12 protein-coding genes and 1 pseudogene are annotated in these 14,620 nt (G+C 62.6%); 4 read left to right on the top strand and 9 right to left on the bottom strand.

Annotated elements, in window-relative coordinates; genetic code table 11:
- Positions 1-243 precede the first annotated feature (243 nt).
- Together HZB53_20755 and HZB53_20750 are read right to left on the bottom strand one after the other, a co-directional pair.
- Positions 244-909 (bottom strand): metallophosphoesterase family protein, encoded by a 666-nt coding sequence (locus tag HZB53_20755; protein MBI5880087.1) that lies wholly within the window; start codon positions 907-909, stop codon positions 244-246.
- A 118-nt stretch (positions 910-1,027) separates the two neighbouring features.
- Entirely contained in the window at positions 1,028-1,687 is a 660-nt protein-coding gene (locus tag HZB53_20750; GenBank protein ID MBI5880086.1) for a response regulator transcription factor, read from the bottom strand.
- 161 nt (positions 1,688-1,848) lie between these two features.
- Here HZB53_20750 and HZB53_20745 point away from each other — a divergent pair, with 161 nt between their 5' ends.
- The 4 genes and pseudogenes from HZB53_20745 (at position 1,849) to HZB53_20730 (ending at position 6,612) form a co-directional block, all read left to right on the top strand.
- On the top strand, positions 1,849-3,222 hold the full coding sequence (locus tag HZB53_20745) for a GAF domain-containing sensor histidine kinase (GenBank protein MBI5880085.1): 1,374 nt from the start codon (positions 1,849-1,851) through the stop codon (positions 3,220-3,222).
- 374 nt (positions 3,223-3,596) lie between these two features.
- The gene (locus HZB53_20740; protein MBI5880084.1) at positions 3,597-3,983 is read left to right on the top strand and encodes a response regulator transcription factor; all 387 of its coding nucleotides are present in this window, start codon (positions 3,597-3,599) and stop codon (positions 3,981-3,983) included.
- A gap of 11 nt (positions 3,984-3,994) precedes the next feature.
- A pseudogene (locus HZB53_20735) lies at positions 3,995-5,032 on the top strand (multicopper oxidase domain-containing protein).
- Between the two features lie 167 nt (positions 5,033-5,199).
- Entirely contained in the window at positions 5,200-6,612 is a 1,413-nt protein-coding gene (locus HZB53_20730) for a radical SAM protein (GenBank protein ID MBI5880083.1), read from the top strand.
- Between the two features lie 74 nt (positions 6,613-6,686).
- Here HZB53_20730 and HZB53_20725 read toward each other — a convergent pair whose 3' ends face one another.
- The 7 genes from HZB53_20725 to HZB53_20695 form a co-directional block, all read right to left on the bottom strand.
- On the bottom strand, positions 6,687-7,112 hold the full coding sequence (locus HZB53_20725; GenBank protein ID MBI5880082.1) for a CBS domain-containing protein: 426 nt from the start codon (positions 7,110-7,112) through the stop codon (positions 6,687-6,689).
- A gap of 470 nt (positions 7,113-7,582) precedes the next feature.
- Positions 7,583-10,405 carry a bifunctional acetate--CoA ligase family protein/GNAT family N-acetyltransferase gene (locus tag HZB53_20720; GenBank protein MBI5880081.1) on the bottom strand — a complete coding sequence of 941 codons (2,823 nt, stop codon included), beginning with the start codon at positions 10,403-10,405 and terminating at the stop codon, positions 7,583-7,585.
- A gap of 410 nt (positions 10,406-10,815) precedes the next feature.
- Positions 10,816-11,304: a DsrE/DsrF/DrsH-like family protein gene (locus HZB53_20715; GenBank protein ID MBI5880080.1), complete on the bottom strand. Its 489-nt coding sequence runs from the start codon at positions 11,302-11,304 to the stop codon at positions 10,816-10,818.
- A 63-nt stretch (positions 11,305-11,367) separates the two neighbouring features.
- Positions 11,368-11,685: a TusE/DsrC/DsvC family sulfur relay protein gene (locus HZB53_20710; protein ID MBI5880079.1), complete on the bottom strand. Its 318-nt coding sequence runs from the start codon at positions 11,683-11,685 to the stop codon at positions 11,368-11,370.
- 60 nt (positions 11,686-11,745) lie between these two features.
- Positions 11,746-12,429 carry a DUF1641 domain-containing protein gene (locus HZB53_20705; protein MBI5880078.1) on the bottom strand — a complete coding sequence of 228 codons (684 nt, stop codon included), beginning with the start codon at positions 12,427-12,429 and terminating at the stop codon, positions 11,746-11,748.
- Between the two features lie 11 nt (positions 12,430-12,440).
- Complete coding sequence (locus HZB53_20700) at positions 12,441-13,673, bottom strand: NAD(P)/FAD-dependent oxidoreductase (protein ID MBI5880077.1); 1,233 nt, start codon at positions 13,671-13,673, stop codon at positions 12,441-12,443.
- 43 nt (positions 13,674-13,716) lie between these two features.
- Positions 13,717-14,049: a helix-turn-helix transcriptional regulator gene (locus HZB53_20695; GenBank protein ID MBI5880076.1), complete on the bottom strand. Its 333-nt coding sequence runs from the start codon at positions 14,047-14,049 to the stop codon at positions 13,717-13,719.
- Between the last annotated feature and the right edge of the window lie 571 nt (positions 14,050-14,620).

Here is a 14,620-nt window from a genome sequence, read left to right as displayed (position 1 = left end):
GCGTCTGCTGGCGGAGGACGAGTGGCACGTGTATTTCTGCCAGCATGCGCTGGGCAGCCTCAATCTACGCACGCACAGCACCACTGGCCATGTAACCTATGTCCCCGAACGAGTGTAAACCATGTCTCCGGTCCATACACTGTCAGCACGGGCGGCAGCCTGCTTTCTAGTCGCTAGTCGCTAGTCGCTAGTTGCTAATCGCTAGTCGCTAGTCGCTAGTTGCTAATCGCTAGTCGCTAGTCGCTAGTTGCTAGTCGCTAGTTGCTGGTTGCTGATCGCGCGTTTGCATGGCACCAGCCACTGGCGCACCGTCCAGTTCCCGGCATAATCGACAAAGGTCAGCGCAGTCAAGCCATCGTCGCGCAGGCCGACGCTGGCGACGTTCACCAGCAATTTGCCGTCGAGCGGTATCACATGATGCCCATGATTATGCCCGTACACGACCAGGTCGGCGTCCACGCCGCCGTACACCTTGCGCAGCGTATCGGCCGGCACATCGGGGCGGCAGGTCGGACTGTGCGGGTTGCCCGGCGCCGCATGGCAAAGATACGCCCGGCGTCCCGGCTCCGGCTCGACAATCAAGTCATACGGCAGGCTCGCCATGAGCGCGAGGTGATTGCTCGTCAGGCCGGCGCGCGCCTCGGCAACCATCCGGCGCGCCAAATCCGGCTTGCTGGCCCGGTGGATGGACGCCTCGATGTCGAGAACGAACTCCTCCCAGTTGCCACGCACCATCTGCGTGCCGCGCGCGACCAGCAGATCAAGGATGCGGCCGCTGTCGGTCCCGCCGCCCACCATGTCGCCCAACGCATAGGCCGCGTCGACGCCGCCCTGCTGGTCGATGCAGGCGAGGGCCGCCTGTAACCCGACCAGATCGCCATGTATGTCAGAAAGGAGTGCCAGTCGCATGATGCCTCGCTGAACGCGCCATAGCCTTTTGCGCTTTGTTGCCCCGGCCGATGCGAACGCGCGACGTATGCAATGCGTCGCGCGTTTAAAGTTGCCTTGCCGTCTGCCCCGCCTGCGGTTAGTCGGTGGGCAGATGGTCCTGCACGCGGTGCTTCACGGCGTATGCCGCCGCCTCCGCGCGCGTCGAGAGATGCAGCTTGCTTAGAATTGAGGAGACGTAGTTGCGAACAGTCTTCTCACTCAGGTAAATCGCTTCCGCAATGGCCTTGTTGGATTTGCCTTCGGAGACCAGCGAAAGGATCTTAAGCTCCTGGTTGCTCAACTCGGCAAACGCCTCATCCTCCGCCTTGCGCGATGCGTCGCGCACGCGCTGGAAGACCTTCTGCGTCAGCGTCGGGTCGATCAGCGACTCGCCGCGACCGACCGTCTCGAGCGCGCGCACCAACTCGCCGGAGCCGATCTGCTTGAGCACATAGCCGGCCGCGCCGGCGGCAATCGCATCGAACAGTAAGTCGTCCTCGGCATAGGACGTCAGCATGATGACCTTCGTACCCGGAAACTTGTGAACGATATCACGCGTCGCTTCGATACCGCTGCGACCGGGCAGGCGAATATCCATTACCACGACATCGGGCCGGTACTGATCCACCCGCGACAACGCTTCACTGGCATTCCCCGCCTCGGCGACGACCTGAAAGCCCGGGTAGCGCGACAACAGGGCCTTCAGGCCCAGCCGCACGACCTCATGGTCGTCCACCAGCAGGATCTTCATCTTCATACGGTTGACCTCGGTCTGGTCTGTCAATATAATGAAAGCTAGACAGACACGGCTAATTATAGCACACGTTATTCCGGCGCCTTAAGGACTGATGCGGACGCAATACGTATCTGTCATGGGGCATTTGTCCCGCAATTCACGGAGCGTATGTCACGTCGTTCATGAGCAACTCGCGCCTAAAATGGATCGGCATCCTGGGGCCGGTCATCTTCTGGCTGCTCGTGCTGGTGTCGCGCACCGAGTTGTTCGATGAAACGCGCACACTGGCCGGCGACATCTTCGCGCTGGTGGTCATCGGCACGGGCGCGGCGGTATTCTCGACGCTCATTTTCCGCGTCGTCGAGCAGCGCGAGGCGGAAATTCGCCGGCGCACAGAGCAGTTGCGCGCGCTGCATGAAGCCGGACTGTTCCTGACAACCGAACTCGATCTGGCCGCCGTGCTCCAGCGCGTGGTGGATCTGAGCCGGCAATTGGTCAATGCCCGCTACGCGGCGCTGGGCGTGCTCAGCGAGGACGGCGAGACCATCGACCAGTTCATCACGTCGGGCGTCACAGCCGAGCAGCGCGGCCGGATGGGACAACCGCCCACCGGGCACGGACTGCTCGGCGTCATCATCCGTGAGGCGAAGCCGCTGCGCCTGCCTGACCTGAGCCGCGACGCCCGCGCGAGCGGCTTCCCCCCCCACCATCCGCGAATGCACTCGCTGCTCGGCGTGCCGATCATGTCCAAGGGGCGTGTAATCGGCGACCTCTATCTGACGGACAAGATGGCCGGCGCGCACGACGATGGCCATTCGTACACGGTATTTGACGACCACGACCAGCAGATCGTTGAGATGTTCGCCACGCAGGCCGCTATCGCGGTCGAAAACGCGCAGCTCTACCGCCAGACCCAGCAACTGGCAATCATGAAGGAGCGTGAGCGCTTCGGCATGGACCTGCACGACGGCATCATCCAGTCGATTTACGCCATCGGCCTGATGCTGGAAGATGCCCAACTGCGCGCCGGGAACGAGCCGGCCGAGGCCGGCGAGAGCATCAAGCGGGCCATCCACGGACTCAACGACGTCATCCGCGACATCCGCAACTATATTCTCGAATTGCGTCCGCAGCGCTTCCAGGGGCGCGACCTGCGCCGCGGCCTCGAAGAGCTCGCCCGCGATATGCGCGCCAACTCGTTCTTGAATGTGTCGGTCGCCTTTGACAACACCGATCTGTCGGTGCTGTCGGCCGAGCAGACGGTCGAGATACTTCACATTGCCCAGGAAGCGCTCTCCAATGTCCGCAAGCACGCGCGCGCCACGGCGGTCGAAATCGGCGTGCACGGCGACGACGGCCATCTGCTGATGACTGTGGACGACAACGGGCAGGGCATCAACCCGGTGCGGCTGGACGAGGAGCGCGGTTACGGGCTAGGCAATATGCGCGAGCGTGCCAGCAATCTCGGCGGCGAGGCGCGCGTCGAGCTGCGTGAGCGCGGCGGCACGCGGCTGAGCCTCCGCGTGCCGCTGACCATGGAAGAAACGCCGAAGTAGCCGTTCCACCGCTGACTCGACTCATCGTGCGCGGTGCATCCGTTGTGTCGTGTCGTGTTTGTCCGCCGACGACACCCCTCACAGCACGCCTTCCTCTGTCGTGCCGACCAATCCTCCGGTCAGTCGGGCGGCAACCCGCTCCCGCCCGCGTCCCGCCCCGACCGCAGTCGCTGTGCCGGTGCGCTCACCGAGCGGAATGCAAGATTTTTCTTGAGCCTTTGTAACTCTGTGTCGAAATCCTGCGTACCGCGCGCTGGTTGAGCGTGCCCGCGATGTCTGCACATTGCCTCAAACTATGACATTTGTCACATGCTCGGCATGACAGGTGCCACTTACATGCGTATCGCTGACTACGTATAATGCGGCATAGCTTTATGCACCCAATTCGAATTCTGCTGGCCGATGGTCATCAGAATGTACGCATGCAGGTTCGCGCCCGCCTGGCGCGCGAGTCGGGATTCGAAGTCGTCGGGGAGGCGGCAACCAGCGAGCGTGTGCTGGAGTTGGTCGCCGAGGCCAGACCCGATGTGCTGTTGATCGACCCGATTATGCCTGATGGCCATGGTCTGCTGGCGGTTAGCCAGCTTGCGCCGCAGATGGCCGTGATCGTGCTGACGGCATTCAGCGACACCGTCATGCAGATGGAATTGCGGCGCATGGGTGTGCGACAGATTCTCGACAAAGGGATTGAATCCGAGCGGTTGGTGGACGCCATCCGCGGTGTCATCAAACCATCTTCTGAAGGAGAAAACGCAGAGTGAGCACAGAACCAAAGTTCAATCGCCGGCAGTTTTTGAGCGCCGCGGGCATCGCCGGACTCGGCTTGGGCATGGCGGCTTGCAGCCCGGGCACCCCCCCACCGCCGGCCCCGAAGGTCGTGGACAGCGGTATGGGCGGCACACCGTCGGCCGTCGACTCGCAGTCCGGCCCCACGCCCGAGGAAATGGATGTTGCGCACAAGAAAGTAGTTGATGAATATCTCGCGAACTTGGCCGCCAACAACAAGATCTTCTGGCCGCCGAAGATGCCTTTCAAGATGGACGGCGACACGAAGGTCTTCGAGATCACTTGCCAGGATATCGAGTGGGAAACGCGCCCCGGCGAAAAGCTCAAAGCCCAGGCGTACAACGGCATCGTGCCCGGTCCGGAAATCCGTGTGACCGAAGGCGACAAACTCCGGTTTATCGTCAAGAACATGATGACCGAGAGTACCACGATCCACTGGCATGGCGTGCATGTGCCCAATGCAATGGATGGCGTTGGCTACGTGAACCAACCAACGGTCATCCGAAAGGGCGAAACATACACGTACGAGTTCGTGGCCAAGAACACCGGTAGCCACATGTACCACTCGCACCACAACGCGGCCGAGCAGGTGACCAAGGGCTTGCTGGGTGCCTTCATCATCGAGCCGAAGGACAAGAGCAAGGAACCGAAGTTCGATAGCGACTACACCATGATCCTGAACGACACGAACATCGGCCTGACGATCAATGGGCGGTCGTTCCCCGGCACCGGAGCGATCGTGGCCAAGCTGGGCGAGAAAGTGCGCGTCCGCTTCATGAACGAAGGCATGCTGATCCATCCGATGCACCTGCACGGCTTCTGGATGCAGGTCATCACCAAGGACGGCGCGACCCTACCTGCCCCGTACATGGCCGACGTGCTGAACGTCGCCCCGGGCGAGCGCTATGACGTCATCATCGACTGCAACGCGGCGGGACCGTGGGCTTTCCACTGCCACATCCTGACCCACGCCGAATCGGCGCGCGGCATGTTCGGTATGGTGACGGCGCTCGTCGTGCAGTAAGCGACAGCCACACCCAAGAATATCGACCGGGGCACGTGCGCTGCGCGTGCCCCGGTGATTTTGTATGGAGCCATGCCTGAACGATCGGGCGGATAACCTGCCGCATACGCCCATGGCCGCACAGCACATTACTTTCGGTTTCCACAATCTTGCACGATAATAGCTTTATGAGAATACTTCTCGTCTCACCGGAAACACCCGCGTGGAACTCGCGCTCGCACATCCACAACGGGCTCGGCTACCTGGCCGGCGCACTGGTTGCCGGCGGCTATGCGCAAGTCGACATCTACGACGGCTCGGTCGAGACCGAGACGCTGGAAGCCCGCCTGGCGCGCGAGCCGTTCGATATCGTCGGCATCTCGTCGCCCACGCCGCTGATTCACGAAGCATGGAAGGCCGCCGAGACCGCCAAGTCCCATGGCGCGCTGACGATCATGGGCGGGCCACACCTGACGCTTATGCCCGACGAATCGGCGCACAAGCCCACCGTGGACTTCGTGGCCGTGGGCGAGGCCGAGCGCACGATTATCGAGTTCATGCAGACGCTGGAGCGCACCGGCCGCGATCCGATCCAGTACGGTGCATACAAATCGATCGCCGGGTTAGTCTTCCGGCAGGCCAGCGGCGAACTGTACTTCACCGCGCCGCGCCCGCTGGCCGACGACCTCGATGCCATCCCGCTGCCCGCCTACAACCTGTTTAAGATCGACCGCTACACCAACCTTCAGCCGCTGACTGATGGACTTGACCGCCACGCGCGCGCCTACACCATCGTTACGTCGCGCGGCTGCCCGTACAAGTGCACGTATTGCTCCAAACCGATTACCGGCAACACCTGGCGCCCGCGCGCCGTGGACAACGTGCTGGCGGAGTGGAAGATGCTGGTCGAGCAGTATCACGCCACCGAAATCGGCATGACCGACGACATCTGGAACCTCGACCTCAAGCGGGCGAAGGCACTGTGCCGCGGGCTGATCGACATGGGGCTCAACAAGGTGCCGTGGATTACCGTGCATGGCATGAAGGTGAACCATGCGGACGCCGAGCTGTTCCAGTTGATGAAGAAAGCAGGCTGCAAGCGCGTCGGCTTCGGCGTCGAGAGCGGCGACGAGCAGATCCTCAAGCGCGTCGTGAAGAAGGGCCAGACGCTCGAGCAGGTGCGCGCGGCATTCCGCTGGGCGCGCGCCGCGAAGCTGGAGACGATGGGCTTCTTCATCTTCGGCATGCCGGGCGAGAACGAAGAGACGATGGAGCAGACGATCCGGCTGGCGCTGGAGCTCGATCCCGACCTGGCCAACTTCATGATCGCCGCGCCCTATCCCGGCACCGAGTTGTGGGACCAGGTCAAGCGCGAGGGCACGCTATTTGCGAAAGACTGGAGCGACGTAGCGATCCAGTCCGACCACGCGCATTTTGAGATCGGCGACCTCAAGCCGGCGCTGGTGGAGCGCAAGTGGCACGAAGCGTACCGCCGCTTCTACTTTCGCCCCAGGCGCGTGGCCCAGCGGCTGACCAAGGCCGATACCTGGCGCAATCTGGTGCCGCGCGCGCGCGACGCGCTGCGATTCTTCGGCGACTGACCGGGGAGAGCAAAGAAAAAGGGCCTGGCGAGCGCATGCGCTCGCCAGGCCCTTTGGTTTACTGCATGCACCAATCAAACCGCCGCGAGGCTGGGGCTCATCTCGCGCAGGATCATGCGAAACAGATCGGAATCGGTGATGATGCCGACCAGTTTGCCGCCATCGCAGACCGGCAGGCCGCCGACCTTGTATTCCAGCATCAAGCGCGCCGCTTCGACGATCGGCGCGTCCGGCGACACCTTGAGCGGGTCGCGCGTCATGATCTTTTCGATCGTGATCGTCGTCGTGTGAAAATTCAACTCGTACAGGGTCAACTGCTCAGCATCCGGCGGCTGGGCCTCGCGGATGTCGCCGCGCGTGACAATACCGACCAGCCGCCCGCCCTCCACGACAAGCAGGCGCCGGATGCGCTTTTCCAGCATCAGTTTGCGCGCCTGCGGCAGCCGGCTCTTCGGCCCGATCGTCACCGGATTGGGCGTCATCCAGTCCCGTACAAGAATCAGCTTGGGTTCATTCATAGATCACCGCCTGACGAGCAGCGGCCCGTGCGTTGCAGTCTCCTTCTGGTCAACCGGCGCCCGCCTGCACGATCGCGCAAACCGGGCGCTTTACCCGCAAGCGGGTAATTAGAGCAAATCATAGCTGGGCGGCGGCCAATCGGACAGTGACAGTTGTCCCCAAAACGGGGGGACAGATTGACCCCCTAAGCGCAATACCTTTAAAATAGCGGGCCACGGATCTCGACAATGCAGTTGTGCTTTTGAAGTGGAGTTGCCCTTTGCTCTAGCACAAGCTGACGTGCAACGCTCGTCGCGAGATTTCCCACCCCCCAGCCCCCTCCCAGCTTCGCTGGGAGGGGGAGAGAGGAAAAGGGGATTGGCGCGGCGATGTCGAGAACCGCCCGCATGTCGCCCAGATCACATCAAGCATGGTGGCTATCAGCCGATATCTTATTTGAGAGGTATTGCCCCTAAGCGGCGGCGCCTTTCTCCCTGGCTTCCAACTCGAGCACTGCGCGGAACGACGGGTCGCCGATCGAGCGCTTCAATTTGAAACCGAGCTTCTTCGAGACGCTCTGCATCGCCTGGTTGTCCGACAGGATGTCGGCGACGATGCGCGCGCGCTTCTCGTCGCGGCCGATCTGCACCAGGCGGCGCAGCAACTCGGTGCCGAGCCCGTGCCCCTGCCATGGATCGCTGACCAGAATGGCGAACTCCGAGTCGTTGGTGCCGTGTACCTTGCTCAGGCGCCCCACCGCCAGGATCTGGTGCTCGCCGGACTGCGGGTCCTTGCGGTCCACGACCAGCGCCATCTCGCGGTCATAGTCGATGTGGCAGATGCGCGTCAGCCGCTCGTGCGCAATGCGCGCGCTCAACTGCATGACGTGGAAATAGCGCATGTAGACGCTTGTCTCGGAGAGCGTTGAGTGGAACTTGACGATCAGCGGTTCGTCTTCCGGGCGGATTGGCCGGATCGTGACGGGCAAGCCGTCTTTCAGCTTCCACTCGGACATGTATTGCAACGGGTACGGGCGAATGGACAACCGCGGCAACTGATCGGTGGAGAGCTCGGGCGGATGCAGCACCACGCGCGCGTCCAGCGCCAGCAGGCCGTCGGCCGAGGCGCGCAGCGGGTTAATGTCGATCTCCTTGATCCAGCGCTGCTCGACGACGAGTTGACTGAAACGCACGAGCAGTTGCTCCAGTGCCGCCAGGTCGACCGGCTTGCGCCCGCGCACGCCCTGCAGCGCATGGTAGATGCGCGTGTGCTCCATCATGCGCCGCGCCAGGGTCGTGTTGAGCGGCGGCAGCGCCAGCGCCTTGTCGCGGAACACCTCGACCAGTTGGCCGCCGACACCAAACAGCAGCACCGGGCCGAACTGCGCGTCAAGGCTGGAGCCAACGATCAGTTCGTAGCCGTCCGCGTCGCCCCCGGCCATCGGCTGGACCGTCACGCCCTCGAATGCGGCCGCGCCGGCCGCCTGCGTGACCGCGGTCTGAATGGCGCCGAACGCGGCGCGCACGGCTGCTGCATCGGGCAGATTCAGGCGCACGCCGCCGACATCGGTCTTATGCGTCACGGTCAGCGAATGCAGCTTGAGCACGACCGGGTAGCCGATCGCGTCCGCCTGCGTCACCGCTTCGGCCACTGTTTTGGCTAACCGCGTCACCACGGTCGGGATGCCGTAGGCTACCAGAAGCTGCTTCGACTCGTATTCGCTCAACAGCGTGCGCTGCGCCTTGCGCACCCCCTCAATGATCGCATGCGCATCAGCGCGGTTGATGGCGAAGCTCGTCTCGTCAAACGTCGGCGTCTCGTACATGGTGCGCAGGTTGGCCGAATACGACCACATGTATGAGAACATGCGCGCCGCCGTATCGGGGTATCCGAACGTCGGGATGTTGGCGCGGTTCAGGATCGTCTCGCCTTCTTCGACGTCGTCGCCGCCCATCCATGAGGCCAGGATCGGCTTGCCCGGGATGTGCGCGTAGCCTTTGATCTGCTCGGCGATCTCGGTCGGGCGGGTCATCGCCTGCGGCGTCAGCACGACCAGCAGGCCGTCGCTGTTCAGGTCCTTGGCGACGATTTCGGCCGCCTTGGCGTAGCGGGCCGGATCGGCATCGCCCAGGATGTCGACCGGGTTGTTGCGGCTCCAGGCGGCCGGCAGGATGCCGTCGAGTGCCGCCAGCGTCTCGTTCGACAGGGTCGCCAGTTGCGCATCGCTGGCGATTAACGCATCGGTCGCGAGCACGCCGGGGCCGCCGGCATTGGTCAGGATCGCCAGGCGCGGGCCGCGCGGGCGCGGCTGCTTGGCCAGCACTTCGGACAGGTAGAACAGATCGCTGATGCTGTTGACACGCAACACACCGCAGCGACGGAAAGCAGCGTCGAGCACCTCGTCAGCGCCGGCCAGCGCGCCGGTGTGCGAGGCCGCCGCGCGGGCGGCCGCCTCCGTGCGCCCGGCCTTGATGACGATGATTGGCTTGTTTAGCGCGACCTCGCGCGCCGCCGAGATGAAGGCGCGCGCGTCGCCGATCGACTCCATGTAAATGACGATGCTCTGCGTGCGCGGGTCGTCGCCGAGGTAGTCGATCAGATCGCCCCAGCCGACGTCGAGCATCGAGCCGATTGAAATGAAGGCGCTGAACCCGACGTTCTCACGAAACGACCAGTCCAGCACAGCGGTGCAGAGCGCGCCGCTCTGGCTGATGAAGGCCACGTTGCCGGGCCGCGCCATGCCGGCCGCGAACGTCGCGTTGAGGCCGGTATACGGACGCATCACGCCGAGACAGTTCGGCCCGATAACCCGCATCTTGCCGCGCCGCGCCTGCTCCAGCACCTGCGCCTCCAGCACGGCGCCCTGCGCCCCCACCTCCTTGAAGCCGGCGGAGATGATGATCGCGCCCTTGACGCCCGAATCGACGCATTCGGCCATGACCTGCGGCACGGTCGTGGCCGGCGTGACGATGACAGCCAGGTCAACCGGATCGGGCACGGCGGCGATGCTCTTGTACGCTTTCACACCGAGGACGGCGTTATGATTGGGATTGACGGGATAAACCGTGCCGCCGAACGGATTGGTAATCAAGTTGTAGATAATCGTGCGGCCAACCGAACCCGCCTTGTCCGTCGCCCCAATGACGGCCACCGATTTCGGCGCGAAGAGCACCTCCAACCGCTGGCGCTCCCACATCAGCACGTCGCCGGCGCGGTCGGCCACGAACGCTTTTTCCACCGGTGTAACCGGCTCACGGCTCAAGGCATCTTTCATCGTTGCTGATTTCTTGTTCATGCCACCGTCCTCTTACGCTGTCTGTAGACAGCGCCCAGGTTGGCTGCACGCACGGTTACCCGCCTGGCGCAAGCCCGTACCCTGACAGCTTAAAGCATAACGGACGCGCAGGGTAGGTGCAAATGCCCTTTGCCTGCGATGACAATTGACCGTCCAAAACAGAAAACCCTCCGGGCTTTGAGAGCCTGTGGAGGGTTTGATCACACCCGCCTGGGGGCAAAATTCGCGCTAGAGCGTTTGCTGGAGTATACCGATGCGCGATCTGTGCGGCTGGCAAGATTTCTCAGGCACTGCGTGCCTTCGAAATGACAGTGCGTGCGGTGTTGTCATTTCGAAGCTGCGCAGCAGCTGAGAAATCTCGGCTTCGCCCTGCCAGCCGCTAGCTGTATCAGGTTATTCGTGAATCCGCGCTAGATGAAGATGATCTGTGCGCCAGCCGTCATGTCCATGAAGTCAGCGGCGGTCACCACATCCAGCACATAGTCTGGAAAGTCTTCCTTCTTCAGCCCGTTCATGTCGACGGTCATCTTGCAGCCATACATCTTCGCGCCGGCGTCCGCCATCATCTGAAGGTATTCACCGACCGGCGGGACCTCGAGGGCGGTCATCTTGCTCTTCATCATGGCGGTCGCCACCGCCGTCATGCCGGGCAGGACTGAAACGATGTTCGGGATGCCGATGCCGCTCATCTTCATGTTTGTGTTGCCGATCGGCGAGAGCTCAAGGTTATTCATGCGACTCTTGGTGATCATGTCGAGTCCCCAGAACGTGAAGAAGATCGTCACGTCGATGCCGTTGCCGAGCGCCGCCCAGCCCATGATCAGCGCCGGGTACGCCATGTCCAGGCTGCCCTTCGAGCAGATAAACGCCACTTTGCGGGTATCGCCGTTATTAGCCATAGTGCTCTCCTGTAGGCGGCGCGTCGCGCGCCGTGAATGTTCGATTCGACTGGTATGCCGGTGCTAGACGCAGCCCTCGGGTTTGCCGAGACCAGAGATGCGCGCCACTTTCTTGGCCGGGCCCTTCGGGAACAGCGCGAACATATCTTTAGTCGTGACGCCGGCCATCGTCGTGATGCGGCGCAGCGTCGGCGCCTTGCCCGACGCGATGCCGTCGGTGCGGCAGAAGTCGATCACTTTCCAGTGCGCCGGCGTCAACTCGCCGACGCCCTCCTCCTTCGCGATCTCGGCCGCGATCTCTTTCGTCCACTCGGACGGGTTGCTGAGGAAGCCTTCATCGTTCACTTGCACGGTCTTGCCGGCAATTATCTTGGTCGCCATATTTCCTATACTCCTTGTGCGGTTTCGGGTTACTGCGTGTTCGGATGATTGGGTCGCGTGTCAGGCGGCTTTGCTTTCTGCCTGCATCCCGACGACGTGCAGCACACGCATGGTCAGCGCCAGCCCGCGGCGCACCGCCGGGTCGCGCATCTGGCCGAGCAGGCCGAACAGCGACATGTCGACCGGCTTGTCCACTTCCTTTTCGGCCACCAGCAGCGTGCTGCGCACGAAGTTCATGATCTCAGGTTTGGTCATGTCTTTGACGACATTCAGAATCAGCACGACATTGTCGCCCAGTTTGTGCACATCGTCCTCGCTGAACGAGGTCACGACGTTGTCCGCGATGCGCAGCCCGCCACGCGCGAAGGCAAAGTAGCCTTTGCGCTCCGCCTCCGAGAGCAGGTCGACCGAGCGGGCGAAGATGTCGTCAGTCAGCGGGCCAACCGTCTGGAGCAGATCCATCGCGCTTTCCAACTGGTCGAGCATCGCCTCCAGGTTGCGACCGTTGCGCAGCAGGCGCTTGGCCAGCCGCAACAGGTCGCCCAGGTCGACGTACTCCTGCACCTCCTCCAGTTGCTCCGTGGCCAGACGGAAACCGTCATTGACCATCGGCATCATGTCGCGCATCAATTCGACGCGGTCCTGCCGCGCGCGCTGCGCGGCCTGCGCCTGCTCGGTCAGGTATTGCACCTGCGCCGTCAGCGCATCAATCGATTGTTTCAACTCCGCCATGGTCGGGTCCATAGTGCCGCCTCCTACTTCCACTTGCCGGCCATGCTCATGCGCGCCGGCAGCGGCATTTCCTGGCCCTTGAGCAGGATGTTCCAGTACATCCAGCGGAACATCATCTTGCCCCAGTGATTCGCCTCGGACTCCTGCAGCAGCGTGAACGGGCCGATTCCCGGCAGCGGGTAGCGGCCGGGCAGCGGCTCGACCTCGTAGTTGAAGTCGATCAGCAGCCCCTTGCCGAACCCGGACTCGATGAAACAGTTGGCGTGGCCATCGAACGTCGGCAGCATCTCGATCCCGTCGGCGTAGCGCAGGAAGTTCTCCGCGAAGCAGTCAACCGCGAAGTGTGCGACGGAACCGGCCTTCGAGGTTGGCAGCGCGGCCGCGTCGCCGAGCGCGAAGACGTTCGGGTACTTGGGCGAGACAAAGGTGTGCTTGTCCACCGCAACGTAGTTCAACTCGTCGCCCATGCCCGAGCGCGCGATCAGGTCGTCGCCCATGTTGAGCGGGATCGTGACGAGCAAGTCGTATGGCTCCTCGCGCTCGTCATATGACACGATCTTCTTTGCGGCGGCGTCGACGTGCGAGATCTGGAACTCCGGCACGACCTTGACACCCTTCTGGTCCAGGATGTCGCCGAGGTGCTTGGAGGCGATCGGCTTGGTGAACGCGCCCGGCAACGGCGTGGTGTAGATCAATTCAACACGGTCGCGCATGTTGTGCTCATGGAAGAACCAATCGGCCAGCATGATGAACTCGAGCGGCGCCACCGGGCACTTGATCGGGTTCTCCACGATGTTCAGCACCATGCGGCCGCCCTTCCAGTTGCGCAGGTGGCGCGACAGCGCGACGGCCCCCTCGACGGTGTAGAAGTCGTAGATCGACTTGTGCCACTCGTCTTCCATCAGGCCCGGCGTCTGCTCCGGGCGCGTGCGCGTGCCGGTGGCGATCACCAGAAAGTCGTAATTCAGATAGCGGCCGTCCTTGACGAGCTTGACGCGGTTGTGCTCCGGCTCGATCAGCTCGACCGGCGACATGATGAACTCCACGCCGGCCGGGATGAAGTCGCGCTTCGGCTTCACCACGTCGTTGCGGCTGTACATCCCGAACGGGATGAACAGGAAGCCCGGCTGGTAGTAGTGCGTTTCAAACTGGTCGACGATCGTAACGGCCCACTCGCTGGTATCGAGCAGTCGGCGCAGGCGGTTGGCAACCATGGTGCCGGCCGTGCCGGCGCCCAGGATCAACAGCTTCTTCATGCAAGGTCCCTTTCGCAAACGGCGAGACTACGAGGCGCAACCGCTACGAGCGATCCGAGAGCAACGAAGCGGTGCGCTTCAGGTTTTCGTGGAGCACCTGCCGCAGCAGGTCGAGCGCCTTGACAACTTTCGGGTTGGACAGCGTGTACACGACGTTCATGCCGTCGCGGCGCGCCGTGACCAACCCGCTGTCGCGCAACACTTTCAGATGCCGCGAGACCGCCGGCTGCGGCGCGCCGAGCGCCGCGCACAAGTCGGTGACATTCTGCGGCCCGTCAGCGAGCACATAGAGGATCATGATCCGCTTCGGCTCGGCCAGGGCGGCGCACACCTGCGCGTGCAGGGCGTTGATTTCTGATTCAAGTTTTCGATCCATAATCCACGTGTCAATTCGCTAATGCGCTTATACGTTTATACGAATATTCCGTCATGCTTCAGTATATGCATTTGCGATCCCGGGATGAGTGACGGATGTCCCGTCTTGTTTGTGACAATTGTCACAAGCGGGACTACCCGAACGGGTAGGGCGGGACCGTGAGCACTCAACAGTGAACCGTAAACGGTGCCGACGCTCGCAGGACGGCCAACCGATGTTCAATTCCTCGATTTGTGATTGCCCGATGCCCTATTCACGGGGGTGTATTTCAGATTGGGGACGAGATTTGGCGCATGACCATTCAGCCGTCCACGTCGTCACTCCCGCGCGTTGCCCGCTGGCTTCGGGCCAGCGGGCGGTTAACGCTCTGCGGCGTGAGGCCGCAGAGCACCGCCGGAGTCCAGGGGCAACACCGCTGGATGCGGGCCAGCAATTCTCAATTTGGCTTTGTACGGGTACTTTCCAATGCCGCTTGCGATGCGCTGGCTCTCAGGCGCTTGTCACGCAAGCTGGCCCGCCGAAAAAGTGGCGCTGCCCTCCCCCCGACCCCCTCCCAACGAAGTTGGGAGGG

The sequence above is a fragment of the Chloroflexota bacterium genome (assembly GCA_016235055.1).
GTDB lineage: Bacteria > Chloroflexota > Anaerolineae > JACRMK01 > JACRMK01 > JACRMK01.
The sequence above is the reverse complement of the archived record's forward strand: the minus strand, read 5'-3'. Positions and strand labels throughout refer to the sequence as shown.

What these genes read in the sequence shown, in the direction of transcription:
- HZB53_20755 (MBI5880087.1), bottom strand. Translation starts at nt 909, where the DNA reads ATGCGACTGGCACTCCTTTCTGACATACATGGCGATCTGGTCGGGTTA.
- HZB53_20750 (MBI5880086.1), bottom strand. Translation starts at nt 1,687, where the DNA reads ATGAAGATGAAGATCCTGCTGGTGGACGACCATGAGGTCGTGCGGCTG.
- HZB53_20745 (MBI5880085.1), top strand. Translation starts at nt 1,849, where the DNA reads ATGAGCAACTCGCGCCTAAAATGGATCGGCATCCTGGGGCCGGTCATC.
- HZB53_20740 (MBI5880084.1), top strand. Translation starts at nt 3,597, where the DNA reads ATGCACCCAATTCGAATTCTGCTGGCCGATGGTCATCAGAATGTACGC.
- HZB53_20730 (MBI5880083.1), top strand. Translation starts at nt 5,200, where the DNA reads ATGAGAATACTTCTCGTCTCACCGGAAACACCCGCGTGGAACTCGCGC.
- HZB53_20720 (MBI5880081.1), bottom strand. Translation starts at nt 10,405, where the DNA reads ATGAACAAGAAATCAGCAACGATGAAAGATGCCTTGAGCCGTGAGCCG.
- HZB53_20715 (MBI5880080.1), bottom strand. Translation starts at nt 11,304, where the DNA reads ATGGCTAATAACGGCGATACCCGCAAAGTGGCGTTTATCTGCTCGAAG.
- HZB53_20710 (MBI5880079.1), bottom strand. Translation starts at nt 11,685, where the DNA reads ATGGCGACCAAGATAATTGCCGGCAAGACCGTGCAAGTGAACGATGAA.
- HZB53_20705 (MBI5880078.1), bottom strand. Translation starts at nt 12,429, where the DNA reads ATGGACCCGACCATGGCGGAGTTGAAACAATCGATTGATGCGCTGACG.
- HZB53_20700 (MBI5880077.1), bottom strand. Translation starts at nt 13,673, where the DNA reads ATGAAGAAGCTGTTGATCCTGGGCGCCGGCACGGCCGGCACCATGGTT.
- HZB53_20695 (MBI5880076.1), bottom strand. Translation starts at nt 14,049, where the DNA reads ATGGATCGAAAACTTGAATCAGAAATCAACGCCCTGCACGCGCAGGTG.